Origin of the sequence: Agrobacterium sp. SUL3 (assembly GCF_001263295.1) — a bacterium.
Lineage (GTDB): Bacteria > Pseudomonadota > Alphaproteobacteria > Rhizobiales > Rhizobiaceae > Agrobacterium > Agrobacterium tomkonis.
The window spans coordinates 89,557-113,990 of sequence record NZ_KQ414516.1; the positions used below are offsets into that span (position 1 = coordinate 89,557).

Genomic DNA, 24,434 nt, shown 5'->3' on the forward strand with positions numbered 1-24,434 from the left:
TCAGATTCTTAAGACAGCCAGATCGACGGGCGTGCACACCGTCCCGCTCAATAGGTCGTGGTACGCATCTCTATGCCTACCCTGTGATAGTCACAGCCAAACGGGATCTGGTCTCCGCGTGTCATTGGCTCATGCCTCAGTTACGGCGTGGCGTGCAAAAAAGTCGAACCATCAATGTCGCATCGGGCATCGGGCACCGTATCAGTAGCACCTCATCCATGCCGGAGAACCTTGTTCATTTGCTTTGCCCGTCATTCATCTTTGTACCCATGCAGCACAAACACGAGAGCTCGATCGACGTTTATCCACCGCAAGACTTGACGGCACTTTACGCTCATTCGGCTACTCGGACATGTGGTGACATCGGTTGCTAAGCCTGCATTGGCCCGCCACGACGTTCCGCGCTGCCGACCGAATGAAACCTGTGTCCATCTGGTGGGGCTTGGGGGGAGGGCGCCCATATCCGAGCTGCAAGGAACGTATTGTTGAAAAAACCCGTCATCCAACTCGTCGCCGCTCTTGTCGGGACAGTCCTCATGCTGCTTCCCTTGCGCAGTGCCGTCGCAAATCAGCCTGAAGCGCCGGCTCTCACCGTTTCTCTGGTAACGCCGACGCAGCGGGAGTGGCCCGAGACAGTTCCCGCAAGCGGCTGGCTGAAACCATGGCAGGAAGCGATCATCGCCTCGGAAACCGGTGGCCTTCGCATAACCGACATTCTGGTTGATGTCGGATCAATTGTGACAAAAGGACAGACACTTGTCCGGCTTTCCCAGGAGAGCGTACTGGCTGATCTGCAAAAGCAGGAGGCTGCAGTTGAAATCGCGAGGGCAAATCTTGCAAAGGCCAAGGCCAATGCGGACCGAGCCCGCAAGCTTCGGTCTTCGGGCACCCTTTCCGATGAAACAATAGCCGAGCGATTGACCGAAGAGGAGACGGCGACGGCGAGTGTTGCTTCGGAAAAGGCGGCTCTCGAAAGTCAAAAAATCAAGCTCCGTCAAACAATCATCACAGCTGCTGACGACGGCCTTATAACCTCGCGTTCGGGGGAACTGGGCGCCGTTGTCTCCTCTGGCACCGAGCTGTTCCGCCTGATCCGCCAGCAGCGCGTCGAGTGGCAAGCTGAAGTTTCCGCGCGCTACCTTTCCCGCATCTCGGAAGGTTTGAACGTCGAGATCAACGGGCCGGATAATCGCCCCATTCAAGGCAAGGTGCGGCTTGTTGGGCCGTCGGTCAGCACCAATACCAGCCGGGCGATCGTCTATGTAGCGCTTCCTGTCGACGCCCATCCGCGCACCGGCCTTTACGTAACCGGCAGCATCGAACTCCGGACCACTGCGGCCCTTACGGTTCCCGAGACGGCGATCGCGTTCCGCGACGGGATGAACTACGTCTTTACAACCGACAAGGACAATCGAGTGCGAAGGGTGCGGGTAGAGACGGGTCGCCGCAACAACGGTGAAGTCGAGATCGTCTCCGGAATAGGTCAGTCTTCAAGGGTTGTGACGTCAGGCGGAGCCTTTCTGTCGGACAACGCGCTCGTGAATATTGCGGGAGAACACTGATGAATTTCTCCGCGTGGTCGATCCACAATCCCGTACCGGCGATACTGCTATTCGCGATGCTTACCGTGGGGGGACTGTTGGCATTCAAACACCTGCCGGTACAAAACTTTCCCGATATGGATCTCCCTACCATCAGCATAGTCGCCACGCTCGACGGCGCAGCGCCAACGCAGCTCGAGACGGAGGTTGCCCGCGTCATCGAAGATAGTCTCGCCTCGCTGAGCCATCTCGACCACATCACCACAGCCGTAACCGACGGGACCGTTTCGATCAAAGCCTCCTTCAAGCTGGAGAAGAACAGCGAAGAGGCTCTGAACGAAGTCCGTAACGCGGTGGACAGTGCCAAGGCCGACTTACCTGCGCAGATGGAAACGCCGAGCGTCACCAAAGTCACCGTGCAGAACGCCGCACTGGTTACGTATGCGATTCGCTCGACCAGCCTCAATGAAACTGAGCTCTCCTGGTTCGTCGACAACGATATGACCAAGGCACTCCTGTCATCGCCCGGAGTGGGCAAGGTCAGCCGAGTAGGCGGGATCGACCGCGAGGTCCATGTTGACCTCGACCCCGCAACGATGGCGTCGCTCGGGGTCACGGCGGCCACGGTGTCGGCACAGCTGAAGTCGGTTCAGGCGGACACGTCGGGTGGCCTTGGCGAAGTCGGTGGCACCCGCCAGACATTGCGCACGCTCGGCGCGGTGGCGTCGGTCGACGACCTGAAAGCGCTCCGAATTCCCCTGGCCAACGGCCAGCAGCTTCGCCTCGATGATGTTGCCTCCGTCGAGGACAGCTTCGCGGACCGGTCCTCGATGGCATATCTGGACGGCCAGGCCGTGATTGCGGTCGAGATCAAACGCTCGAATGGGTTCTCGGACACCGGTGTTGCGGCCGACGTCAAAAAGGCGATGGAACAGTTCGCGGCCGCGCACCCCAATGTGCAGATCGAGGAGGCCTACAGTACCGTCGGGCCCATCCTCGACAACTATAACGGCTCGATGGAGATGCTGCTCGAGGGGGCAATCCTTGCAGTTATCGTCGTTTGGCTCTTCCTTCGGGACTGGCGCGCGACAATCTTGTCGGCTGTGGCACTACCGTTGTCGGTCATACCGACCTTCCTCGTCATGTACCTGGCCGGCTTCAGCCTGAATATCGTGACGCTTCTTGCACTGTCGCTTGTGGTTGGCATCCTCGTTGACGATGCCATTGTCGAGATCGAGAACATCGCCCGCCACCTCAACATGGGCAAGCGACCGATCGATGCTGCGCTTGAAGCCGCCAACGAAATCGGATTGGCGGTCATCGCTACCACATTTACACTGGTCGCGGTCTTCCTGCCCACGGCATTCATGAGCGGCATACCGGGCCTTCTCTTCCGCCAGTTCGGCGTCACCGCGGCGGTCGCGGTCGTCGCCTCGCTCGTCGTCGCGCGTCTGCTGACGCCCATGATGGCAGCGTATCTCATGAAGGCCCATCCGACCGAGGAAAAGGATGGCCGCATCATGCGTGCCTATATGGCAACGGTGAAGGCATCCCTGACGCACAGGAAAACAACGGTGCTCGTGACCGCTGTCGCCGTCGCGCTTTCGCTCTCGACCATCCCCTTCCTGAAATCGGGCTTCCTGCCTGCAGCCGACAATGCGCGCACCCAGATTACGCTGACCCTGCAGCCGGGCGTGACCTTGGAGCAGACGGAGGCCGTGACCAGGCAGGCTGCAGACACCGTCGGCAAGCTTGCCGATGTGATGCATGTCTTCTCATCGGTCGGTTCGGCATCGTCGGGCGGTGGTCCCGGCGTCACCACCACGAGCAGTGTCGCGACTGCCACGCTTGTCGTCACGCTGACGCCTATCGGCGAGCGAGAACGCAAACAGTCAGAGATAGAAAATGACATCCGGCAGGCTCTTTCTGTCCTCCCCGGCGTTCGTGTCGAGGTCGGCGGCGGCGCCAATGGAACGAAACTGGATATTACTCTTGCCAGTGATGATTCCAGCGTCCTTGATGGAGCAAGCACAGCGCTCGAGGAGCAACTCCGTACCCTGAAAGGCATCGGAGCGGTGACGTCGAGCGCGTCGAGGCAGGCCCCCGAGATTCAGATCACCCCTGATTTTGCACGCGCGGCTGCGCTTGGGGTGACGTCGAGCGCTATCGCCGAGGCGGTCCGTGTTGCGACAGGCGGGGAATATTCTTCAGCCCTGCCAAAACTCAATCTGTCGCAGCGCCAAATTCCTATCGTTGTCCGATTCGCTCCGGAAACCCGCAGAACTCTAAATGACATCATGAACATGCGGGTAGCGGGAACAAACGGCAGCGTTGACCTCGGATCAATTGCCGACGTCCGGATCGGCGGCAGTCCTTCCCAGATCGACCGCATCGATCGAATGCGCAATGTTACTATTTCCGTCGAGCTTAACGGCCGGATCCTGGGCGACGTCAACAGTGAGGCAAGAGCATTGCCGGCTCTCCAGAATCTGCCGGCGGGCGTGACCCTCGTGGAACAAGGCGAACTCCAACGCAGCTCGGAGTTGTTCCAGAGCTTCAGTCTTGCCATGGCAATCGGCGTGTTCTGCATATACGCGGTTCTCGTTCTGCTTTTCCATGATTTCCTGCAGCCGTTGACCATTCTGATGGCACTTCCGCTCTCGCTCGGCGGCGCGCTGCTTCCACTGGTGGTGAGCGGTACCAGCTTCTCGATGTCGGTCGTTATCGGACTGCTCATGCTTATGGGCGTGGTAACGAAGAACTCGATCCTTCTTGTCGAATACGCGATCATGTCGTGCCGCCAGGGAATGTCCAGGTTCGATGCTCTTATCGATGCCTGCCACAAGCGCGCGCAGCCCATCGTCATGACTACCATCGCCATGGCATCGGGTATGCTTCCGGTAGCGCTCAGCCTGACGGGAGGCGATTCAAGTTTCCGGCAACCGATGGCCATTGTGGTGATCGGCGGTGTGATGATGTCGACGCTGCTCAGCCTTATTGTCATCCCGGTCATCTTCACCTACGTCGACGACCTGCTCAAGGCGGTCAAGCGGCTTGTATACCGGAGCGGGCCCCACAACGAGACCGTCGACCACCCCGAGAAGATGATCGCCTTCGAACGTCCCCCTGTGAAGCGAGGCCAACGATGACCCCTGCTCAACAGGAAGTCCGGAAGGAACCGCAACACGACGTCATGATGATGTTTTGTCCCGCCGGCGGGACCAAGATGCCGCCGTTGACGGGTGATGCACGCCCCGGCGACCCCATGCTGCCTGGATCATAGGGAGAGGAACCATGCGTATTGTCCTCGTGAATATCCTTATCTTCATTTTAATCGTGCTCGCGTTTTCCTGGGTTTGGCTGCCGAAGGTGATGGGTGGGATCAATTGATTCCTCCCCCCGAGATACTGATTGCGGCAGCCTCTCGGCGATATCGCTTTCAGGCGAGTGAACCCGCCGCGACGGAACCAGTAACAGGTCTGTCGCCAAGGGCTGCAGGCGATCGCATAGCGGGTCGTGCCTCCAACCCTGGAATATATGGCAGCGGTTCTGGCCAGTATTCGATACCCGGAAATGAGGGCGCAGGACATACACCCGCGCAAGCGGCCAAGTGCCGCCTGCGCATCCTGACCGCGCCTGGACGCTGGTCTGGGGATGGACCGGCGCGAACGGCCGTATCTTTGAAGCTGAGCCTGATACGAGCACTTGTAGCTCTGGTCACGATCGTCATCATTTTGTCCGGATGCACGCAGACGCTGAACAGGGCCCTTGACGCCAAGGAAGCGGACAAGGCTTCCATTACTGGCTATGGGGAGATCAGGACCTATCTTGACGCCCGGCTCGATGAAGTTCCAAGAGATGTCCGTAACTGGGAGCCGGCTGCCAGGCGGGGAGGTCTCGATATTCTCATGATCTCAGGCGGCGGTGCGGGGGGTGCGTTCAGCGTCGGTGTGCTGGCGGCGTGGAGCGAGGCAAAGACTCGCCCTCAATTCGACGTCGTCACCGGCGTGAGCACGGGAGCGTTGATCGCGCCCTACGCATTCCTCGGATCGTCCTATGACGACACCTTGGTGCATCTCTACACGAGTGGTATTGCCGAGGACCTTCTCCGAAGCAAGCGCGCCGGCGGACTGTTCGGGCCAAGCTTGCTGCGAGCCGAGCCATTGAGACAAATGGTCGAGCGTTACATCACGCCCGCGATCCTGGAGCAGGTTGCTGCCGAGCACAGAAAGGGCCGCCGCCTCCTCGTCCTGACGACCAATCTCGATACTCAGCGTGCCGTCGTCTGGAACATGGGTGCTATCGCCAACAGTGGCCGTCCCGATGCGCTAAAGCTGTTTCAGGACATTGTGATAGCGTCGGCAAGCATCCCGGGCATTTTTCCCGCGGTCATGATCAAAGCCGAGTCGGAAGGGCGCCACTTCCAGGAAATGCATTCGGATGGCGGATCCGCCTCGCAGGTACTCATGCTTCCGCAGGCTATTCTGACAAGCAGCATCCGTCTGGTGGCAACAAAAAAACAGACCGTGAATTTCTATGTGATCGTCAACAACGCGCTCATCCCCGAATTTTCCGCCACGCCAAACAAGACCCTCTCGGTGATCGCAAGGGCATACTCGATCTTCCTCAAGGCGCACACCCAGAGCGCGCTGACGGCCCTCTATAACTATTCCAGACTGACCGGAGCCCGCTTTCATCTTGCATCGATCACTACTCAGGTTCCTTATTCGAATTCCGATCCATTCAATACCGGCTACATGCGGGCCGTTTATAACCTCGGATACTCTCAAACTGCTGGTGGGATTGTGTGGAAAGGTAGCCCCGATTTCCGCTGAATCGCGAATATCTCATATTCTGGTGGCGCCAAGCGGTTGGGTTGCCGTCCTGATCGTCGGCGTCATCCTCGCGATCCGCGTTTTCCACGGCCGGCAAGCCGGGTCGAACGAGGCTTGGTCGCAAATGTCCTAATTTTGCAACGCTGCAAAAGTCGGCTTATCATGTCGAGCAGATATCCGGGAAGTTTGCGAGAGCAACGGAGAAGGCAGACCTTGGAGATCCCGGAACGTTTTCAAATCACCGAAACAGGTGGATGGCTGGTTAGCCACCGGATGAACTCCGCTCTCCCTGGCTATCTGATGGTCAGCTCGAAAACGGACACAAATGATCTGTCGGAATTGTCGGGAGGGGCGCTTGGCGAACTCGGTCCGTTGTTGGCGGCGGCTCAGAAATCACTAAAGCAGGACTTGCATGCCGAACGGGTATATATCGGCCGCTACGGACACTCCCCCGGCTATCCTATCCATTTCCATGTGATCCCGATCTACAATTGGGTTGAGGCCCTGTTCTGGAAGGACGAGAGATATCGTCTGCTTGAGACCTTCGCAGAGGGACCGGGGGAAACACCGACGGATGGCGCTGAGCTGACGTTCTTTGTCTGGCGGGAGTTTTGCGAGCGTGCGGAGCCGCCACCGATCCAAGGACGTTCGGTGAGTGACGTTATCGAGCTGTTGCGAAGAACAATCCACGCCTGAGATGGAGGGTAGTTTATGAAAACCGCGATCATGCCTTACTACTCATCTTTCTTTACAGCTTCGAATTCCGCACGTGCCCTTTCCATCGTAGGGCGGTGCTCGATCGCCCAAGTGGCGAGAACGCGCAACGGTTCGATGAGAGAGCGGCCGAGTTCGGTCAACTCATATTCCACCTTCGGCGGGATGGTCGCGTAGGCGGTGCGGGTTACGAGCCCATCTCGTTCGAGTGCGCGCAACGTCAGTGTGAGCATCCGGTGCGAGACGCCGCCGACCTGACGCATGATTGCGTTAAATCGCAGCCGGCCATTTGAGAGCGCGCCGACCACCATGACAGTCCATTTGTCACCGATGCGATCCAGTATTTGACCGACCGCGCGGCAATCATCAGGGTGATGCTCAACAAAGGCATGTTTCGCCTCATCCGATACGTTCAGGGTCATCGCTAAACCTTCAAACCGTTGCATCAGGAACACAAATGTTCGTGACGTACATCTGTGTGCATTCTTGTGTCTCTACCCGATATAGATCATATCGTCACTAACTTTTTGTTCGTGGATCGGAAGGAGCCATCCCAAATGAAAATCGGTGTGAGTGGCGCGAGTGGCAAGCTGGGCGGAACCGTCGTCGCGGAACTGATTGCGCGAGGCGGAGGCCACGATGTCGTCGCGATATCGCGTTCGCCCGAAAACCTCAGAGCAACGAGCGAGGCGCGGCATGGCGACTATGACCAACCTGAAACGCTCGTGAAAGCCTATGCCGGCCTTGACAGGCTACTGATCATTCCGAGTGCCGACCTGCGCCCGGGCGTGCGCGGGGCCCAACTCAAAAACGCCATCAATGCTGCTCTGGGAGCCGGTGTCGCCCATATCTTCCTGATCTCGGCGGCGGGCACGCATGAGGAAGCCGAGCCGAGCCTTGGCGCAGCATATTGGACAGGAGAGCAGCACCTCATCAAGACTACGCCGCGATGGACGATCCTGCGGATGAGTTATTACGCCGAGAGCATGGCCGACGAGATCAAGATGTCTCAGGGCCAGGGCGTGCTCGCGGGCTTGGGAGATGAGCGCGTTTCCTACGTCTCGCGCGACGATCTGGCGGCCGCGGCGGCCGGCGCGCTGACGGGGCATCACCACGAAGGTGGGATCTACACAGTCACGGGGCCCGCCGCCGTTAGCGGACCCGAACGGGCCGAGTGCGGGTTTCACAAAGTCCGGGACACGGATTTCAGTAAGTCGCGGACAGCGATTTCAGTAAGTGCGGGACAGTGATNGTGCGGGTTTCACAAAGTCCGGGACACGGATTTCAGTAAGTCGCGGACAGCGATTTCAGTAAGTGCGGGACAGTGATTTCGCAAAGTCGCGGACAGTTTCGCGACTGATTTAGATTGAATTTCGTGAGCGCCGATCTGGCATTTTTTCACCTCGTGATTTGAGCGAGGACAAGATGCCTAGACGGAAGCAAGCGAGACATACCGACGTGAAGGATATCCGATCCATCCTGCGGCTTACGTTCGAACAGGGATTGTCGATACGCGCCGTTTCCCAGCGATTGAAGATAAGCAAGACGTCGATTTCGACGTATCTTCTGCGGGCGCGCGAAGCCGGGCTTGCGATCTGGCCCCTGCCAGCAGATCTGGACGAAGACGCCGTTCTCGAGCAGCGCCTGTTTCGGCGCATGGGCCGACCACCTCGTGACACTGATGAGCCGGATTGGTCCAAGGTCGCCACCGAGCTGAAGCGCAAGGGCGTGACGCTCAATCTTTTATGGCAGGAATACCGGGAAGCTCATCCCGACGGCTATGGCTACACTTGGTTCTGCTGCCGGTATGCCGATTATGAGAGCCGTGCCAAACCTACCTATCGCAGTCGTCATGTCGGCGGGGTGGCGATGGAATGCGATTATGCTGGCCACACGGTCCCGATTATTGACCCTTCCAGTGGCGAGATACGAGCAGCACAAATCTATGTGGCAGTGCTGAGCGCATCGCAGTTGACCTTTGCTTATGCCAGTTTCAGTCAGAAGCTGCCGGACTGGATCGAAGCCAACCAGCGGGCCTTCAGCTTCTTCGGTGGCGTAACCAAGACCACGGTTTGCGATAACCTCAAGGCGGCCGTCGCCAAAGCGTTATGGTTCGAGCCCACCTTGAATGCGACCTTTGCCGCTTTCGCCGAACATTACGATACGACGGTGGTTCCAGCACGCCCGCGCAAGCCTCGCGACAAAGCATCTGCGGAAGGAACGGTTCTCATTGTTGAGAGGTGGGTCTTGGCCAGGCTCCGGAACGAAAGATTCTTCAGCCTTGCCGACCTGAACGTCCGCATCAGCGCTTTGATCGAAGACCTCAACAATCGGACGATGCGGCGCTATGGCAAATCTCGGCGCGCCTTGTTCGATGAGGTAGAGCGCGCGCAGTTGAAGCCGCTGCCTGCAACGCCCTTCGAATATGCAGAATGGAAGACCGCTAAAGTCCACCCCGATTACCATGTCGAGGTCGACAGAACGTTCTATTCTGTGCCGCATGGGCTGATCGGGAAGCGGGTCGACATCCGATTAACCTACCGGGCCGTCGAAATCTTTTGCGATCACAAGCGTATAGCAAGTCACATCCGGAGCTCGCAACGCTCTGGCCACGTCACGGTCAACCAACACATGCCAAAGGCCCACCAGCGCTACGCAAACACGACGCCTCAGGCATTGCGCTGGGAGGCAGCCAAGGTCGGGGTCAATACGGCGACTTTTATTGAACGCCTGCTCAGTGATCGCCCCCACCCCGAACAGGGCTATCGATCGGCCCAAGGCATTCTTTCCTTGGCACGCCGTTACCAACCTGGTCGGCTGGAACTGGCTTGTGAACGGGCGCTGGTGATCAACGCGCTGAGTTATTCGTCTGTCGCCAACATTCTCAGATCGGGTCTCGATCAAGCTCCGGCCATGAGCGAGACCGTGAAGCCGGCTCCGCCGCACGGCAATATCCGCGGCAAAACCTACTATCAATAAAAGGACATCAGATGCTGACACATCCGACACTCGAACAAATGAATGCGCTTGGTCTGGCCGGTATGGCAACGGCCTATCGCGAGCTCCTCGAGCAGGCTCACGGAAATGATTTGAGCTTCGACGAGCGACTGGGGTTGATGCTTGATCGCGAGATCGCTCTCAGAACGGACCGAAGACTGACAAACCGGCTCGCCACCGCCAAACTCCGCTTTGCCAACGCCTCAATCGAAGACATCGACTTCGGATCGCATCGGGGCCTGGATCGTCGAAACATTCTGTCTTTGGCACAGGGTGGATGGCTCAAGGCGAACGAGAACCTGATCCTGACAGGCCAGACGGGAACAGGAAAGACATGGATCGCATGTGCCTTTGCACGCCAGGCGGCCCGCCTCGACCACTCGGTGCTCTATATGCGAATGCCACGCTTGTTCGAAGACCTCGCACTTGCCAGGCTGGACGGGCGCTTTCCGCGCCTCATCGACAAGCTAGCGCGTGTCCACCTGCTCGTGTTGGATGACTGGGGAACCCATACCCTGAACGACCGGCAGCGCCTCGATCTCCTGGAAATCTTCGAGGAAAGATACCGCCGAAAATCAACCCTCATCACCGCCCAGCTCCCAGTGGCCGCCTGGCATGAGATGATAGGCGAAGCCACCTTAGCCGACGCAATCCTGGACCGAATTGTTCACAACGCCCATCGCATAACGCTTGAAGGTGACAGCATGCGCAAACGAAAAAATACATCACTATTGACCGGCGCCGAAATAAACGAGATCAATCACCCGTAACAGCAATCAGGCTGGCGGAGTTCAATCGATCCCGCTGTCCGCGACTTAGCGAAACGCTTGTCCGTGACTTGCCGAAATGACCGTCCCGTTTAACCGAAATCCGCANATCCCGCTGTCCGCGACTTAGCGAAACGCTTGTCCGTGACTTGCCGAAATGACCGTCCCGTTTAACCGAAATCCGCAGTTCAAGGGCCAAGCGGTCGATCGAGGCGATGGGCAGGTTGATGAAGGCACTGATCCGGTTCTTCAGGAACCGTGCAGCTTGGGCGAAAGCGCGCTGGATCTCGACTTCAGTGCCGACGACGGCCGCCGGATCCTCGACACCCCAGTGGGCAGTCATCGGATGGCCGATCCAGACCGGGCAGGCCTCGCCGGCGGCGCTGTCGCAGACGGTGAAGATGAAATCCATCTCTGGGCTACCTGCCTCGGCGAACACGTCCCAACTCTTCGATGAGAAACCCGTCGATGGATAGCCGAGCGCATCCAGTTCCTTCAGCGCGTGCGGATTGACTTCGCCCTTCGGCTGGCTGCCGGCGGAATAGGCCTTGAACCGGCCGCCGCCCTCTTTGTTGAGGATGGACTCGGCGAGAATAGAGCGAGCGGAATTGCCCGTGCAGAGGAACAGCACGTTATAGGTCTTGTCAGTCATGGTCGTGGTCCGTGGTTAGGTCGGGGGCCTGTTGAACTTCATGATGGTCGCCGACGAGGGGCAAATGGAGGATAGTTGGCGGGTCGCAAGCACCGCGGCCGGCACTTCAGCCCGCTGCACCTCGGCAAACCCAATGGTGGAGAAAAACGGCGCAGCACTCGTCGTCGCGAGGAAGATATCGCCACCTACGCCTCGAAGCGTTGCCTCGACGATTGCCCGGCCGAACCCATGACCCCGATGTTCCGGGAGCACGACAACAGAACGCAGCAAGTAATCGCCGGCGCATCGTTCGAGGCCGGCATATCCGATCGTTTGGCCGTCGCCGAAGACGGCTTCGAGGAAGGCGCGGCCTTCGTCTTCAATGTCATCGGTCGGGAGATCCGCCGCACGGAGCGCTTCGCGGAGACGAGCGTCGCTACCGGCGACTTCGTGCAATGCGATCGCGCTCAACATGGGTTCGCCCCCGGCGCGCAGCATGGCGTCAGTTCTGCGATCAGGGGAGCGCAAAACTCCGTCGATCCGCCGCAGCAGTCCTTCAGCAGGAATAGTGTCAGGTCGCGCAGGCCGTCGAGGTCGGCCCGGTAGATAATCGATCGGCTCTGGCGCTCGCTCTTCACCAACCCTGCACGGGACAGCGTCGCAAGATGCGCCGACATCGTGTTCTGAGGGACATCAAGGAGCCGGGCGAGCTCGCCTGCCGGAATTCCATCCGGTTCGTGCCGCACGAGCAGACGGAACGTCTCAAGGCGGGTATTTTGTGCCAAGGCCGCAAGGGCTATTATTGCATCATTATTTTCCATATATCCAGAATAATGGATATATTCGAGAAATCAAGTGCTGTTGATATCCACTGAGAGCTGACCCCGTATTTCCACCGAGAAGTAACCCGCCTTAGGTATCGTTCGTGTTGGTCGTGGTGCTCAAGTTTCTGCGTTTCTCCTTTGTCGTTTTCGGCCTTTCCACAACCGCTCAAAATTAGCCGCAAAAGTTACTGTCTCGTTAAGTACAATGCCCCCAATGTCCTGGCGGTTCGCAAGGTTCGCAACCCTGCCCGGTGCATTGCAGGACCTCCCGTAGCCGAAGGTTCAAGTCCCTCGCCATCAGTGAATAAGACCAATCTGTCGAGACCTTGTACAACAAGACTTGATTTTCATTGATCATACTGGCCGGGTAACATTGATCAAATGAGTTACCGTTTACGTCGCTTCGCCACAGCAATATTCTGGATCTCCATCTTCTGGTTGGCTGGCTTTGCGCTTGTGAGGCTTGTTTTCTGGGGTTTATGCCGGTTTGGTGGCCACTACACGTTTGAGCATCTCGCTGGACTCACCACTCCCGTGATACTGGGCATTGTTATCGGTATTGAAAGTTTTCTGTGGTGGCGAGAGCGCCAAACCCCGCGCCGTTGACGCAAGTCATCAGAAAATGTGTCATGATTTCATAGCAATGACACATGTACAGTGATCGCTGAATCGGTACGCGAACTCACATGCGAGCAACAACCTTCAGTCTTCTTCCTGCATTCCATGATGATGGCTCACTGGTGTGCGTCCTGAAGGGATTAGATCGACTGATACACTCCTGACCAGCCCATCATCGAAAACGATTGATAATGTAGTATAACGTGGCATACGGCTTGCACGATCAAAAAAAACGAAAAGTGTGTCTGGCTTCATGTCCAGATCGGCACCCTTGGGAATTTCGAGACCAGCCTTGTCCAGGGGTAAGGTGATGTACTCCCCAGGGGTAACTGCCTGCCGCATGATTGCGGCAGGGCCGTATCCCGCAGCATAGATCCTGGAGATACGCGCATCATTTCCGGTACCGTTGTGGATTACAATGTATGCACGGTCTGGACCACCGTTTTCGCCAGCTTGCAGTTCGGCATGTTCGATTACAATCTGAGGCAAATTATTGGCATGAGCCGGCATGATTGCGGCAGTTGATGCGTAGGTGCTTCCGGCGTTTCCCAATACCAGGCCCAAGTAGCTTGCCAAGATAAACATGGAATTTCGTTGGTGTGGCAAACCCGGTTCTCTCGTCTGGTTGTATCGCAGGAAACCTGGCTGTTTTTTCATCGGGCGGTGCTTCTATCTGCTACCGATTGAAAAACCCGGTAAACGGAAGCTGGCGGGATATTAAGCATCACAGTACCGACCTTCTGGGCCTTCAGACCCAGGCGAGTCATCACTGCATCTGGCACCGGGCAGCGCAGACCGTAGGTGAACTGGTAGAAGCTGGCACCCGGCTCAAGTCGGCGGACTGCTTCTTTCACAATCCGGAACACTACAGGCGGCTGCATAGCCAGAAGAGGAAGGCCACTAATGACAGCGCCGTATCGTAGATCTGTATCCATACCGGCCTCACGCATGCGTGCGGCGTCGCACTTCACGATCCGTGCGTGTGGAAAGCGTAGTCGAAGCAGCCGGACGAAATCTTCACCCAGCTCTACAAGCGTGAGGCATTGCTGTTGCACACCCCGTTCAAGAAGTGCATCCGTAAACACACCTGTTCCGGGTCCAAGTTCCAGAACAGGTCCTGTTGAAGCGTCGATAGATTGTGTCATCAGGCGAGCGAGATGAGGGCTGGAGGGTGCAACAGCTCCGATCGACCATAGTTCAGACAACCATTGGCGAGCGAACAGGATGGTTTGCGACAGTCGTTTCATAACTGCCCAGCCCACAGGATGAAGATACTGTAGAGGCGCAGAAACTTTGTGTCAGAAAAGGCAGTAAGTGTCATTTCGTTGCCCTGGTAGCAGACATTCGGGCCGTCACAACAGAAGGGAGCATCGAACTCGCCAACGCAAAAACCTTCGCAATAAGCACGTGGGGTGTGATCACGCAGCCGCCAAGGCCAGAGTCAGTAATGAAGGCCCGGAAATTCACAACGTTCAATTCAGTATCTCCTGTCGTTCAGGAGATTGATAATGCAACCTCAAGCAGATGGAGGTTCAATCAGAATTCGGTCCGTTGCGACAATTTGGCTCATAGTGGGGCGCCAAACCTCCTACTCTTTGTTTCGTAGAAGGCCGATCACAGAACGGTTAGCGAGGGGCGTCAGTAAAGGTCAGCCCCGATTATCGAGTGGATTCAAAGAATACCTGGCTATGATGCTGCAGATCATAACTCGACGTTTTAACTGAAACGATAGCGAACGAGCTGCGCGAACAAAACATAACAATCGATAAAATTGCACCTAAATTGTTTGCCCGATAGTGGCAGCCGATCCTCATAAGTCATTGCAACAAACGGGGACGACTTATGACTGTCAGGTTTATGTTCGCAATAATCGCAATAATGACGACCTCGATGGGGGTGGCGTGGAATCCCGATGCGGCGGCTCTGGATGCCATGCCGATCGCCGGACCGACTACCCAGCCAATTGGTCATTTTGAATTCTGTGAACGCCTGCCCGGAGAATGCCGCCCCCGCGTTGCAGATCGCGGGCCGATGAAGCTGACGCCAGAGACCTGGAGTCGCCTTGTCGATGTGAACCGTAAGGTGAACCTGATCCCGGCGATGACAGATATGGAGAGGTATGGTGTCGAAGAATACTGGACCTATCCGGTCGACGCAGCCGACTGCGAAGACTTCGTTCTTCAGAAGCGGAAGCTCCTGATGGAACGTGGGTTCTCGCCCTCCAACCTGCTGATCACAGTAGTGCTTCAACCGGACGGATCGGGTCACGCTGTGTTGGCGGTCCGGTCAGGACTGGGTGACTTCGTGCTCGACAATCTGCGTGCGGAGATCAGGAAATGGTCGGAAACCGAGTACACCTATCTGAAGCGTCAGGACTCGCGTGATCCCGGCAAGTGGGTGAAAATCAATGACGGTCGAGATACGATTGCCGTAAGCGGCATTCGGTGATCAGCGGCATCTTGTACTCTGACCGTCGTTGTTGACGATCACAATGCCGCAAGCAGGAACGTCGCCAGCACCAGCCCCCCAAGAAAGGCCGCAACCATCGTGGTCGTCCGCGCGTTCGGGCGCTCCGGTATCGTTGTTCGCGATGAGTTCTCGTTGGGTGACTGACCAGCGTTCGTGGTCCCGGCTAACGGCTCCTGGTGCAGTGCCTGGCCTTCTGGAGATGATGAATCCATCTCCTCCAGTGCTCTGTCCAGGATTACGCAGGTGATCGTCGTTTCATCGAATTTTACTTCGAATTCGAGTTTGCGACTGCTTTCAATTTTATCGAGAGCTTTCACAGCAGCGGCCTGCTCGCTATCAGCTTCAACGAGTGATCGATGGGTGACAAGAAAAAATGGCATTCGCTCGCCAACAACTCTCGAGGTGAACGAGAGCCGGAGACAGTCAGATCGCGCCCGGAGGCTTCCCCATGACTGCATCCAGACCTGTGATTTGGTCCGTGTGTTCGGTATGGACCAACGGTTTACCGAACACACGAATGAGCAATTAGCTTGATAAACTGGATGAAATCAGCGCTCTTACGGCATATTTTTCATCATCTCCGGTGACATGGGCATCATGTTGGTGTTGAGGTGATACATAACCCAGATTGATCCGACGAGCACGATGACAAGGATCACGATCGTAAAAATCAGTGCCATCATGGTCCACCCTCCTTCAGAGCGGCTGTTCATGTGCAGGAAGTAGGTCATGTGGACAAGCATCTGGATGCCGCCAAGGATCATGATCGCCGCGATCGTCATCATCTTGCTCTCGATGACGTCGCCCATCACAAGCCAGAACGGGATGGCCGTCAGAATAAGCGACAGGATGAATCCCGTCATGTAGCTCTTGAGAGAACTACGCCCTGAGCGGTGACCGGAATGCCCTCCGTGTGCTTCATTATGAGAAGAATTCGACGTCATGCGACAACTCCCATAAGATAGACCACCGAGAAGACACCGATCCAGATGAGGTCGAGGAAGTGCCAGAACATTGAGAGGCACATCAGTCGTCGATGGTTCTCCGGAGTGAGGCCAAACTTCGACACCTGTATCATAAGCACCACAAGCCAGATGACCCCAAACATGACGTGGAGACCATGCGTGCCGACGAGGGCGAAGAATGACGACAGGAAGGCGGACCGCTGGGGACCAGCACCCTCCGCGATCAGATGATAGAATTCGTATGCCTCTAGCCCCAGGAATGCGAGGCCGAGCAGGCCTGTGACACCAAGCCAGAAAATCGTCGCACCCTTTGCATTGCTCTCGGCACGGATCATCGCAACACCATAGGTAATCGATGACACCAGCAGGATTACCGTCGCAATCGCGATCAACCTGAGATCGAAAAGATCGCCAGGTGCAGGACCGGCAGCGTAATTGCGACCGAGCACCGCATAGGTGGCGAAGAGAGCCGCGAAAATAAGCAGGTCACTCATCAGATAGAGCCAGAAGCCCAGGTTCGTGCTGCCTTCAGGATGATGTTCCTCATCGAGATGGAATTTCTTGTTAGCCCGGGGGGCTTGAATCGGGTTTTCCATGTCAGTTCCCCTGGGCGAGCAGCTTCGAACGTGCGTCTTCGACCTCGGCAACTGTTGCTGCCGGGATATAAAAGTCACGGTTGTAGTTGAAGGTGTGGGCTATCGAGACGATAATGATCGCTGCAAATGATACGATGGCGAGCCACCAGATGTACCAGATGAGCGCAAAGGCGAGCGCGATGCTGATACCGGAAAGGATGACACCGGCACCAGTATTTCTGGGCATGTGAATCGCCTTGTATCCGGCCAGTGGTCTCGCGTATCCACATTCCTTCATGTCGTGCCATGCGTCCAATTCATGGACCACTGGAGTGAAAGCGAAGTTGTATTCTGGCGGCGGCGAGGAAGTAGCCCATTCCAGGGTTCGGCCACACCATGGATCGCCCGTCGTGCAACGGAGCTGGTCGCGTCTCATCACGCTGACGACCATCTGGATAATGAAGAACAGGATACCGAGTGCAATCAGGCCCGCCCCGAATGCGGCGATGATGAACCAGATCTGCAACGAGGGATCATCAAACTGCGAAACTCTGCGCGTCACGCCCATTAGTCCGAGTACATAGAGCGGCATGAAGGCGACGAAGAAACCGATCTGCCAGAACCAGAAGCTCATCTTGCCCCAGAACGGATCGAGCTTGAAACCGAAGGCCTTCGGCCACCAATAGGTTACTCCTGCCATCAGGCCGAACAGCACGCCGCCGATGATGACGTTGTGGAAGTGGGCAATCAGGAAGAGCGAATTGTGCAGCACAAAGTCAGCAGGAGGTATAGCCAGCATGACGCCTGTCATACCGCCGATGACGAATGTCACCATAAAGCCGATCAACCAGTACATCGGCAGTTCGTAACGGATCCTTCCCTTGTACATCGTGAACAGCCAGTTGAACATCTTCGCACCCGTCGGGATCGAAATGATCATCGTTGCTATTCCAAAGAAGGCGTTGACGGACGCACCTGCTCCCATCGTGAAGAAATGATGCAGCCAGACCACATAAGAAAGAAGCATGATCGTACATGTCGCGTAGACCATCGACGCGTAGCCGAACAGCCGCTTGCCCGAGAACGTAGATGCAACTTCCGAAAAGATGCCAAAAGCCGGGAGGATCAGGATGTAAACTTCCGGATGACCCCACATCCAGATCAGGTTCACGTACATCATCGGGTTACCGCCGAGATCGTTCGTGAAGAAGTTGGTGTCCAGATAGCGGTCTGCGGTCAGCAGCGCAAGCGTTGCCGTCAATATCGGGAATGTCGCCACGATCAGGATGTTGGTGCAAAGCGAGGTCCAGGTGAAAACAGGCATTTTCATCAGAGACATCCCCGGTGCGCGCATCTTGACGATGGTCGCAACGAGGTTGATGCCCGACAGCGTTGTTCCGATGCCGGCTACCTGCAAACCCCAGATGTAGTAGTCCACACCGACGCCAGGGCTGTAATCGGCACCCGACAACGGCGGATAGGCCAACCAGCCGGTCTTTGCGAATTCTCCTACGAATAGCGAGATCATGATGATGATCGCACCCGCCGTCGTCATCCAGAATGAGAAATTGTTCAGGAACGGAAATGACACATCGCGAGCACCGATCTGGAGCGGCACAATGTAGTTCATGAACCCTGTTATGAACGGCATGGCGACAAAAAAGATCATGATCACGCCGTGGGCGGTGAATATCTGATCATAGTGGTCGGCGTTCAGGTATCCCTCGTTGCCGTTGAAGGCGATGGCCTGCTGAATACGCATCATGATCGCGTCGGCGAAGCCGCGCAGAAGCATGACGAGCGCCAGAACGATGTACATGATGCCGATCTTTTTGTGATCGACAGATGTGAACCATTCCCTCCAGAGATAACCCCACAGTTTGTATTTCGTAATCAATCCCACGATGGCCAGGCCACCGATAACCACGGCAACAAACGTGCTGCGGATGATTGGATCGTAAGGGATCGCTTCCCAGGTGAGCCGCCCGAAGACGAGTTGAGCGAGTGTTAGATTTTCGAACATCTTATCTGTCGAATCCTTCAGGGTTTTGCGGGCACTTCAGCGTCGAGCCGGTCGGGTGCCTGCCCGCTCTCATCGCTTTCGGGTGTGGTGGGATGCTGCATGTTCTTCATGCTATGGTTCATCGGCATCGACGGCTGGCTCACCTTGCTATCGATGACGTTCGCGGGGCTCTCGCCGCGGGTCGGGGTGCCTGTGACAGGGGCGGGTGCGACATCGTTGTCTTCGGCTGCGCCGGTCGTCCGGCGGTTGTCGTATTCCAGGCGCGCCCGGTTTTCCCGGCTCTCCACACCTGCCCCGCCCATCTTGTCGATGTGCATCATCTCATCCATGCACATCTGGCCTTCACGGGCGCACATGTTGAGCACCGAGCGGTAGAGACCTTCCTGCACCGTGGAGTAATAACGTACAGGTTCGGCCGTGCTCGGTTTCTCAAGCTTCAAGTAACTGTCCCGGTTGAGTGCCGTGCCGGTCCGTTTGACACGCGCGACCCATTGATCGAAATCACCCTGGTTCAATCCAAGGAACTTGAACCGCATCTGAGAGAAGCCGTCTCCACTATAGTTGGCAGAAAGACCATCGTAGGTGCCGGTCTCGTTGATGACGGCATGGAGTTTCGTCTGCATTCCGGGCATGGCATAGATCATCCCGGCGAGCGCCGGCACATAGAATGCATTCATGACCGATGATGCAGTTAGCTTGAAGTTGATCGGTACATCTACGGGCGCAGCAAGCTCATTAACCGTAGCAATTCCGTACTCCGGATAGAAGAACAGCCATTTCCAATCGAGTGCGACCACTTCTACGGTGATCGGCCTGATGTCGGGTGTAACAGGACGATTTGCATCGATCCTGTCGAGTGGGCGATATGGGTCAAGTCTGTGAGTGCTGATCCACGTGATAGTTCCCAGCGCGATGATGATGGCAAGCGGCGCTGACCAGATCACCATCTCAAGTTTTACGGAGTGATGCCACTCCGGGTCATATTTCGCCTTCTTGTTGGAATGGCGGTAATGCCAGGCAAAATAGAAGGTGAGAAACAGGACCGGTACGATGATGAGGAGCATCAGCACGGTTGCGATGACGATGAGATCCGCCTGCTGACGTGCAATATCGCCGGATGGCGACATTACGACCATCTTGCATCCGCCGAGCGGGAGCAAAAAGGTGCCAACAGCGAGGAGAAAGAGCTTTTTTGACAAAGACACCTTCGACTCCCGATGTAAGGGATTATGATTTCAGGATGGAATCCGGCTGCTCTTGAGAAGTCCCGATACATAGCTCACACGCTCCGCCAGATATCGGCGAAGAATGGCTTGGGCGTAAGAGATCCATGGTCGAACTGATTCAGTAAGACGTACGTGCGCAGTGCCGAACAGATTGCCTTAGCTCAGGTATTTTGGCGGGCGCGAGATCAGATAGATCTGGCTTTCACGAAGGAGGTCCGCGGATACGGAATATCGCAGTCCTTCCGAGAATCTAAAATCATACAGTTCTGCTTGTAGAGACCGCTGCTCGCAGCGGACGTGATGGTCGGCCTCAGACAAGAGGAGTTTCCTGTTATCCACCGGTGAACCTCGTTCCTGCACGAAGGTAGCGACACCGGGCGGAACGAATGTGCGATTTTCCAACGGAGTCGAGCAGAGGCTTCCGGAGATGATCTGAATGAAGATCATCGTCAGGACAGCCACGGTCTTCCAACTGGTTAAAACGCTGCGGATCATTCGTTCCAGACAAGCAAAATGACATAAATCAACAGATGACTAGCAAAGGTCGAACTGAAACAAAAGCTGCCAATCTGTGACTGCGCCAATTTGTCCCTGATGATAAGGCGCACTCCATCACGAGCCTTACACAATTAGTTGAGACCCGACCTTAGCTGTCAGCAAGCGCTTGAACCTCAAGCTACTAGAGATCGTAGAATTGTACGGAATAAGTAATGTGGAGGATTCAAACGTGTCCTTCAAATGGGGATATGCATGCTCAAACCGCGTCTGATGAAACGTCGGTCACTCGTCGCTCTATCTGGTGGTGCATTGGCATCAGCCGTCTTTGGTAGCCCGGTTTCTACAGCGGCGGCTGTCGTCAGGCCCGCCAGTCAAATGGAACCGAGCGAACGTGAGCTTGAGGCCCGCTACGCTGCAAGGAGCGACGGCGGCTACCGGTTACCTAGAGTTCCCTTTCGAAAGATCGACCCGAGATACTATCGGCAGCGCGTTGAAAACCTCACCGGCGAGCCTGCGGGCGTTGTTGTCGTCGATGTTCGCAACAGGTTCCTCTATCTCACTGAAGATGCTGGCACGGCAATGAGATACGGTATCGGTATCGGGCGCGCGGGCTTCACCTGGTCGGGTGAAGGAATAATCCAGTGGCGGCAGAAATGGCCCCAGTGGACACCGCCTCCGGAGATGATAGCGAGACAACCAGAGCTACAGAAATATTCATATGCGAACGGCGGCCAGGCACCCGGCCCCAATAATCCGCTTGGTGCTTGTGCTCTTTACATCTTCCAGCATGGCAAGGACACGCTTTACCGGCTTCACGGCACCACGGACTGGCGTTCAATCGGCCACGCCGTTTCGTCAGGCTGCGTTCGCCTCATCAATCAGGATGTGATGGAGCTTTATGAAACCGTCCCGTCAAAGGCCCGGATTGTCGTCATGCAACAGGGAATCCGATGAAGGCATCATTAAACAAGATCACAGCCAGAGCCGCTCTCGTCCTTCTCTGGGTTGCCGCGCTATGCTTGATCGATCTCACCACGAAGTATCTGGTTGTAACCGAATTGATGGATCCACCGAGAGTAATCCCGGTAACCCCATTCTTCAACCTGATGCTTGCCTATAACCCGGGTGTCAGCTTCGGCCTTTTCTCCGACACGATGGGATCGGCTCCACGACTGTTCGCGCTGCTTCAGGGCGTAATCGTGATAGCGCTGGTGATCTGGGCGGTAATGGCAAAGACTGTTGCAGAGCGGGTTTCGATCACGGCGGTTGCAGGAGGCGCGAGCGGCAATGTCATCGATCGCTTCTGGAACCTGAGCGTCACGGACTATCTGGATTTCCACGCCTTCGGTTGGTCATGGCCAGCCTTCAATCTGGCAGACGTATTCATCGTCTGTGGGGCCTTCCTTCTTGTCGCGATCTCATTGCGTCCGGACCGACATGCGACTTCGTTGGGGAAGACATGATTGTCAGGCGTAGCGACACGATCGCAGTGGAACTTGATCTCAACAACTCATCCTCATATCAAAATTCTGTGCTGGATACCCCATCACGTTTCGATAGCGTCAGTTTCTTTTCAAACTCGAACAAACCGCAGTGGTTCGACGCTGCATGTCATGACTGGAGTATTCATATGCTGACAATCGGTGATTTATCGAAGACGACTGGGGTAAAGGTTCCGACGATCAGATATTACGAGCAGATGGGGCTTCTCTCGCATACGGAACGCTCGGAAGGAAATCAGCGACGCTATTCGAAGACGGAACGTGAGCGGCTGTCCTTCATAAAGCACGCACGCGAGCTTGGACTGACGATCGAGGCCATCCGCGAACTCATCGATCTTAGTCAGCATCCGGAGAAACCTTGCGAGGAAGCTGACGGTATTGCCGCCAAGCAACTCGTAACCGTCCGTGAGAAGATCCAGCGCCTAAAAAAATTGGAAGCAGAACTGGAGCGGATCTCAACGCACTGCAATTCCAACCAGGTACGCGACTGCTACGTAATTCGGGCTCTTGCCAACCACTGTCTTTGCTCGACGGAACACGACTGACAGGTTGCTCGTTTCGCGCTACGTTTCGTTCATCTCGTCTGCAATCTGGGTAACTCATGACCCTTTCAACCACCGCCTACATTAGGGCTTTCCGTTGAGATGAGGCCGCTGCCGCCGGAAAGCGCTCCTATTTTCAGTATAGGAAATGAAGATAGCAGAAGGGTCTGAAGCCTTCTCGCCAGTCTCAGGAAGCTCAGGGTTTTTTCGCCCATGAGAATATACTTGGCGGCCCATCATAAATCATAATCATCTTCGCATCCTTCCGTGTCAGAGGGCGAATTTCGTTACGTTAGGACGCGACGAAATCCACAAGAAGCTTGATGTTCAGGAGGGCGATCACGATTGCAATCAGCCAAGCGAAAGCAGTCAGCCAGTAAGGAGCCGTCAGTTCCCCCATCTTCGCCCGGTCGGATGTGAACATCACAAGCGGGAACACTGCGAACGAGAGTTGAAGACTGAGCACCACCTGTGTCAAGATTAAGAGTTGCGCTGTTCCACCGTCTCCAAACAATATCGTAACCCCGGCAGCCGGAATAATGGCGATACCGCGTGTGATCAATCGTCGTAGCCAGGGCGCGAGCCTGATGTTCAAAAAGCCTTCCATGACAATCTGTCCAGCCAGTGTCGCCGTAACCGTCGAATTGATACCGCAGCATAGGAGCGCGATACCGAACAACGTTGGGGCGATTGCAAGACCGAGCAGCGGTGCAAGAAGGCTATGCGCTTCACCGAGTTCGGCCACCGTCGTCTGGCCTGTCTTGTGGAATGTGGCCGCTGCGAGGATCAGAATTGAGGCATTCACGAGCAACGCAAACATCAGGGCGATTGTCGAGTCGAGGGTGGCGAACTTGAGTGCCTCCCGCTTCTGGGGGACTGTTGTGCCGTAAGCGCGTGTCTGCACGATCCCTGAGTGGAGATACAGATTGTGCGGCATGACGGTTGCACCAAGAATCCCTAGCGCGAGGTAGAGCATATCCGGGTTGGTGACGATCTCTGTGGTCGGGGCAAATCCGAGGATGACTTGTCCCCAGTCGGGATCCGCAAGCGCGATCTGGATGGTGAAGCAGACGGTAATCACACCCAGCAACGTGATTACGAGCGCTTCGACCCAACGGAAGCCTAACTTCTGGAGATACAGGATGAGGAAGACGTCCAGTGCCGTGATGACGACTCCCAGTTCCAGTGGGATGCCGAAGATCAGGTTGAGCCCGATCGCAGTGCCGATCACCTCCGCTATGTCGGTAGCGATGATCGCTATTTCTGCCAGGATCCAGAGGACGATGCCGACCGGTCGAGGGAAGGCATCGCGGCAAGCCTGCGCAAGGTCTCGCCCGGAGCCGATCGCCAGACGGGCGCAGAGCGACTGGAGCACGATCGCCATGATGTTCGACACAAGTGCTACCGTCAAAAGCGCATAGCCGAAGCGGGATCCGCCGGCGAGAGAGGTCGCCCAGTTTCCAGGATCCATATACCCGACCGCCACCAGGTAGCCTGGACCAAAGAAAGCCATGGCCCGGCGAAATGTGCCCTGCCCGGTCGCCACCGCGATGGATCGATGCACGTCAGACAGCGACGCTTCCCCTCCGGCCCGCCGCCAGCCCTTTACCGGACTGTCCATAGATTCACCGTAAGCGGCAAGGAGACCCCATCTGGCGGGTCTGATGCTGAGTAAGGTATTTCGGGCATACGAGTTCTTTGGATGTG

Annotated in this window: 23 protein-coding genes and 1 pseudogene; 11 read left to right on the top strand and 13 right to left on the bottom strand. The window is 56.3% G+C overall.

Annotated features, from left to right (window positions below; genetic code table 11):
* The first annotated feature begins 536 nt into the window (after positions 1 to 536).
* The 4 genes from AKG12_RS24280 (at position 537) to AKG12_RS24295 (ending at position 7,072) form a co-directional block, all read left to right on the top strand.
* Complete coding sequence (locus AKG12_RS24280; RefSeq protein WP_374828190.1) at positions 537 to 1,562, top strand: efflux RND transporter periplasmic adaptor subunit; 1,026 nt, start codon at positions 537 to 539, stop codon at positions 1,560 to 1,562.
* On the top strand, positions 1,562 to 4,690 hold the full coding sequence (locus AKG12_RS24285) for an efflux RND transporter permease subunit (RefSeq protein WP_052820763.1): 3,129 nt from the start codon (positions 1,562 to 1,564) through the stop codon (positions 4,688 to 4,690). The genes AKG12_RS24280 and AKG12_RS24285 overlap by 1 nt, the downstream gene beginning before the upstream one ends.
* Before the next feature lie 531 nt (positions 4,691 to 5,221).
* Positions 5,222 to 6,376 (top strand): patatin-like phospholipase family protein, encoded by a 1,155-nt coding sequence (locus tag AKG12_RS24290; RefSeq protein ID WP_082179026.1) that lies wholly within the window; start codon positions 5,222 to 5,224, stop codon positions 6,374 to 6,376.
* A 213-nt stretch (positions 6,377 to 6,589) separates the two neighbouring features.
* Positions 6,590 to 7,072 (top strand): HIT family protein, encoded by a 483-nt coding sequence (locus tag AKG12_RS24295; protein ID WP_052820764.1) that lies wholly within the window; start codon positions 6,590 to 6,592, stop codon positions 7,070 to 7,072.
* Positions 7,073 to 7,110: 38 nt separating this feature from the next.
* On the opposite strand, the gene AKG12_RS24300 is transcribed toward AKG12_RS24295, so the two are convergent.
* A complete protein-coding gene (locus tag AKG12_RS24300; RefSeq protein WP_052820765.1) occupies positions 7,111 to 7,512 on the bottom strand; it encodes a winged helix-turn-helix transcriptional regulator in 402 nt (133 codons plus the stop codon).
* A 135-nt stretch (positions 7,513 to 7,647) separates the two neighbouring features.
* Between AKG12_RS24300 and AKG12_RS24305 the strand changes: the two genes are divergently transcribed.
* From AKG12_RS24305 to istB, 3 genes are all read left to right on the top strand, one after another.
* Complete coding sequence (locus AKG12_RS24305; RefSeq protein ID WP_285277808.1) at positions 7,648 to 8,340, top strand: NAD(P)H-binding protein; 693 nt, start codon at positions 7,648 to 7,650, stop codon at positions 8,338 to 8,340.
* Positions 8,341 to 8,515: 175 nt separating this feature from the next.
* Entirely contained in the window at positions 8,516 to 10,069 is a 1,554-nt protein-coding gene (istA, locus tag AKG12_RS24310) for an IS21 family transposase (protein ID WP_052820766.1), read from the top strand.
* Between the two features lie 11 nt (positions 10,070 to 10,080).
* Positions 10,081 to 10,857, top strand: coding sequence for an IS21-like element helper ATPase IstB (gene istB, locus AKG12_RS24315; protein WP_052820767.1), 777 nt, complete (start codon positions 10,081 to 10,083; stop codon positions 10,855 to 10,857).
* 184 nt (positions 10,858 to 11,041) lie between these two features.
* On the opposite strand, the pseudogene AKG12_RS24320 reads toward istB, so the two are convergent.
* From AKG12_RS24320 to AKG12_RS24340, 5 genes and pseudogenes are all read right to left on the bottom strand, one after another.
* A pseudogene (locus AKG12_RS24320) lies at positions 11,042 to 11,506 on the bottom strand (arsenate reductase ArsC); the annotation flags it as partial.
* Between the two features lie 15 nt (positions 11,507 to 11,521).
* A complete protein-coding gene (arsN2, locus tag AKG12_RS24325) occupies positions 11,522 to 11,959 on the bottom strand; it encodes an arsenic resistance N-acetyltransferase ArsN2 (RefSeq protein WP_052820787.1) in 438 nt (145 codons plus the stop codon).
* Positions 11,953 to 12,306, bottom strand: coding sequence for an ArsR/SmtB family transcription factor (locus AKG12_RS24330; RefSeq protein WP_052820768.1), 354 nt, complete (start codon positions 12,304 to 12,306; stop codon positions 11,953 to 11,955). Before AKG12_RS24330 ends, arsN2 begins: the two co-directional genes overlap by 7 nt.
* Before the next feature lie 705 nt (positions 12,307 to 13,011).
* The gene (locus tag AKG12_RS24335; protein WP_139009121.1) at positions 13,012 to 13,584 is read right to left on the bottom strand and encodes a copper chaperone PCu(A)C; all 573 of its coding nucleotides are present in this window, start codon (positions 13,582 to 13,584) and stop codon (positions 13,012 to 13,014) included.
* Entirely contained in the window at positions 13,581 to 14,174 is a 594-nt protein-coding gene (locus tag AKG12_RS24340) for a class I SAM-dependent methyltransferase (RefSeq protein ID WP_052820769.1), read from the bottom strand. The genes AKG12_RS24335 and AKG12_RS24340 overlap by 4 nt, the downstream gene beginning before the upstream one ends.
* 595 nt (positions 14,175 to 14,769) lie before the next feature.
* Between AKG12_RS24340 and AKG12_RS24345 the strand changes: the two genes are divergently transcribed.
* Complete coding sequence (locus AKG12_RS24345) at positions 14,770 to 15,375, top strand: transglutaminase-like cysteine peptidase (RefSeq protein WP_052820770.1); 606 nt, start codon at positions 14,770 to 14,772, stop codon at positions 15,373 to 15,375.
* Positions 15,376 to 15,413: 38 nt separating this feature from the next.
* On the opposite strand, the gene AKG12_RS24350 is transcribed toward AKG12_RS24345, so the two are convergent.
* The 6 genes from AKG12_RS24350 to AKG12_RS30795 all read right to left on the bottom strand — a co-directional run bounded on the left by AKG12_RS24350 (position 15,414) and on the right by AKG12_RS30795 (position 20,680).
* On the bottom strand, positions 15,414 to 15,776 hold the full coding sequence (locus AKG12_RS24350; RefSeq protein ID WP_052820771.1) for a hypothetical protein: 363 nt from the start codon (positions 15,774 to 15,776) through the stop codon (positions 15,414 to 15,416).
* A 177-nt stretch (positions 15,777 to 15,953) separates the two neighbouring features.
* The gene (cyoD, locus tag AKG12_RS24355; protein WP_052820772.1) at positions 15,954 to 16,340 is read right to left on the bottom strand and encodes a cytochrome o ubiquinol oxidase subunit IV; all 387 of its coding nucleotides are present in this window, start codon (positions 16,338 to 16,340) and stop codon (positions 15,954 to 15,956) included.
* Positions 16,337 to 16,957 (bottom strand): cytochrome o ubiquinol oxidase subunit III, encoded by a 621-nt coding sequence (gene cyoC / locus AKG12_RS24360; RefSeq protein ID WP_052820773.1) that lies wholly within the window; start codon positions 16,955 to 16,957, stop codon positions 16,337 to 16,339. The genes cyoD and cyoC overlap by 4 nt, the downstream gene beginning before the upstream one ends.
* 1 nt (position 16,958) lies before the next feature.
* On the bottom strand, positions 16,959 to 18,959 hold the full coding sequence (gene cyoB, locus AKG12_RS24365; RefSeq protein ID WP_052820774.1) for a cytochrome o ubiquinol oxidase subunit I: 2,001 nt from the start codon (positions 18,957 to 18,959) through the stop codon (positions 16,959 to 16,961).
* Positions 18,960 to 18,976: 17 nt separating this feature from the next.
* On the bottom strand, positions 18,977 to 20,095 hold the full coding sequence (gene cyoA / locus AKG12_RS24370; RefSeq protein WP_107341912.1) for a ubiquinol oxidase subunit II: 1,119 nt from the start codon (positions 20,093 to 20,095) through the stop codon (positions 18,977 to 18,979).
* Between the two features lie 246 nt (positions 20,096 to 20,341).
* Complete coding sequence (locus AKG12_RS30795; protein ID WP_003501184.1) at positions 20,342 to 20,680, bottom strand: hypothetical protein; 339 nt, start codon at positions 20,678 to 20,680, stop codon at positions 20,342 to 20,344.
* A gap of 255 nt (positions 20,681 to 20,935) precedes the next feature.
* Between AKG12_RS30795 and AKG12_RS24380 the strand changes: the two genes are divergently transcribed.
* The 3 genes from AKG12_RS24380 (at position 20,936) to AKG12_RS24390 (ending at position 22,730) form a co-directional block, all read left to right on the top strand.
* A complete protein-coding gene (locus AKG12_RS24380) occupies positions 20,936 to 21,637 on the top strand; it encodes a L,D-transpeptidase (RefSeq protein ID WP_052820788.1) in 702 nt (233 codons plus the stop codon).
* Positions 21,634 to 22,146 (top strand): signal peptidase II, encoded by a 513-nt coding sequence (lspA, locus tag AKG12_RS24385; RefSeq protein ID WP_052820775.1) that lies wholly within the window; start codon positions 21,634 to 21,636, stop codon positions 22,144 to 22,146. Before AKG12_RS24380 ends, lspA begins: the two co-directional genes overlap by 4 nt.
* Before the next feature lie 167 nt (positions 22,147 to 22,313).
* Entirely contained in the window at positions 22,314 to 22,730 is a 417-nt protein-coding gene (locus AKG12_RS24390) for a MerR family transcriptional regulator (protein ID WP_052820789.1), read from the top strand.
* A gap of 289 nt (positions 22,731 to 23,019) precedes the next feature.
* Here the strand turns inward: AKG12_RS24390 and AKG12_RS24395 are convergent, their stop codons facing one another.
* The gene (locus tag AKG12_RS24395; protein ID WP_003501192.1) at positions 23,020 to 24,348 is read right to left on the bottom strand and encodes an Nramp family divalent metal transporter; all 1,329 of its coding nucleotides are present in this window, start codon (positions 24,346 to 24,348) and stop codon (positions 23,020 to 23,022) included.
* Positions 24,349 to 24,434: the final 86 nt, after the last annotated feature.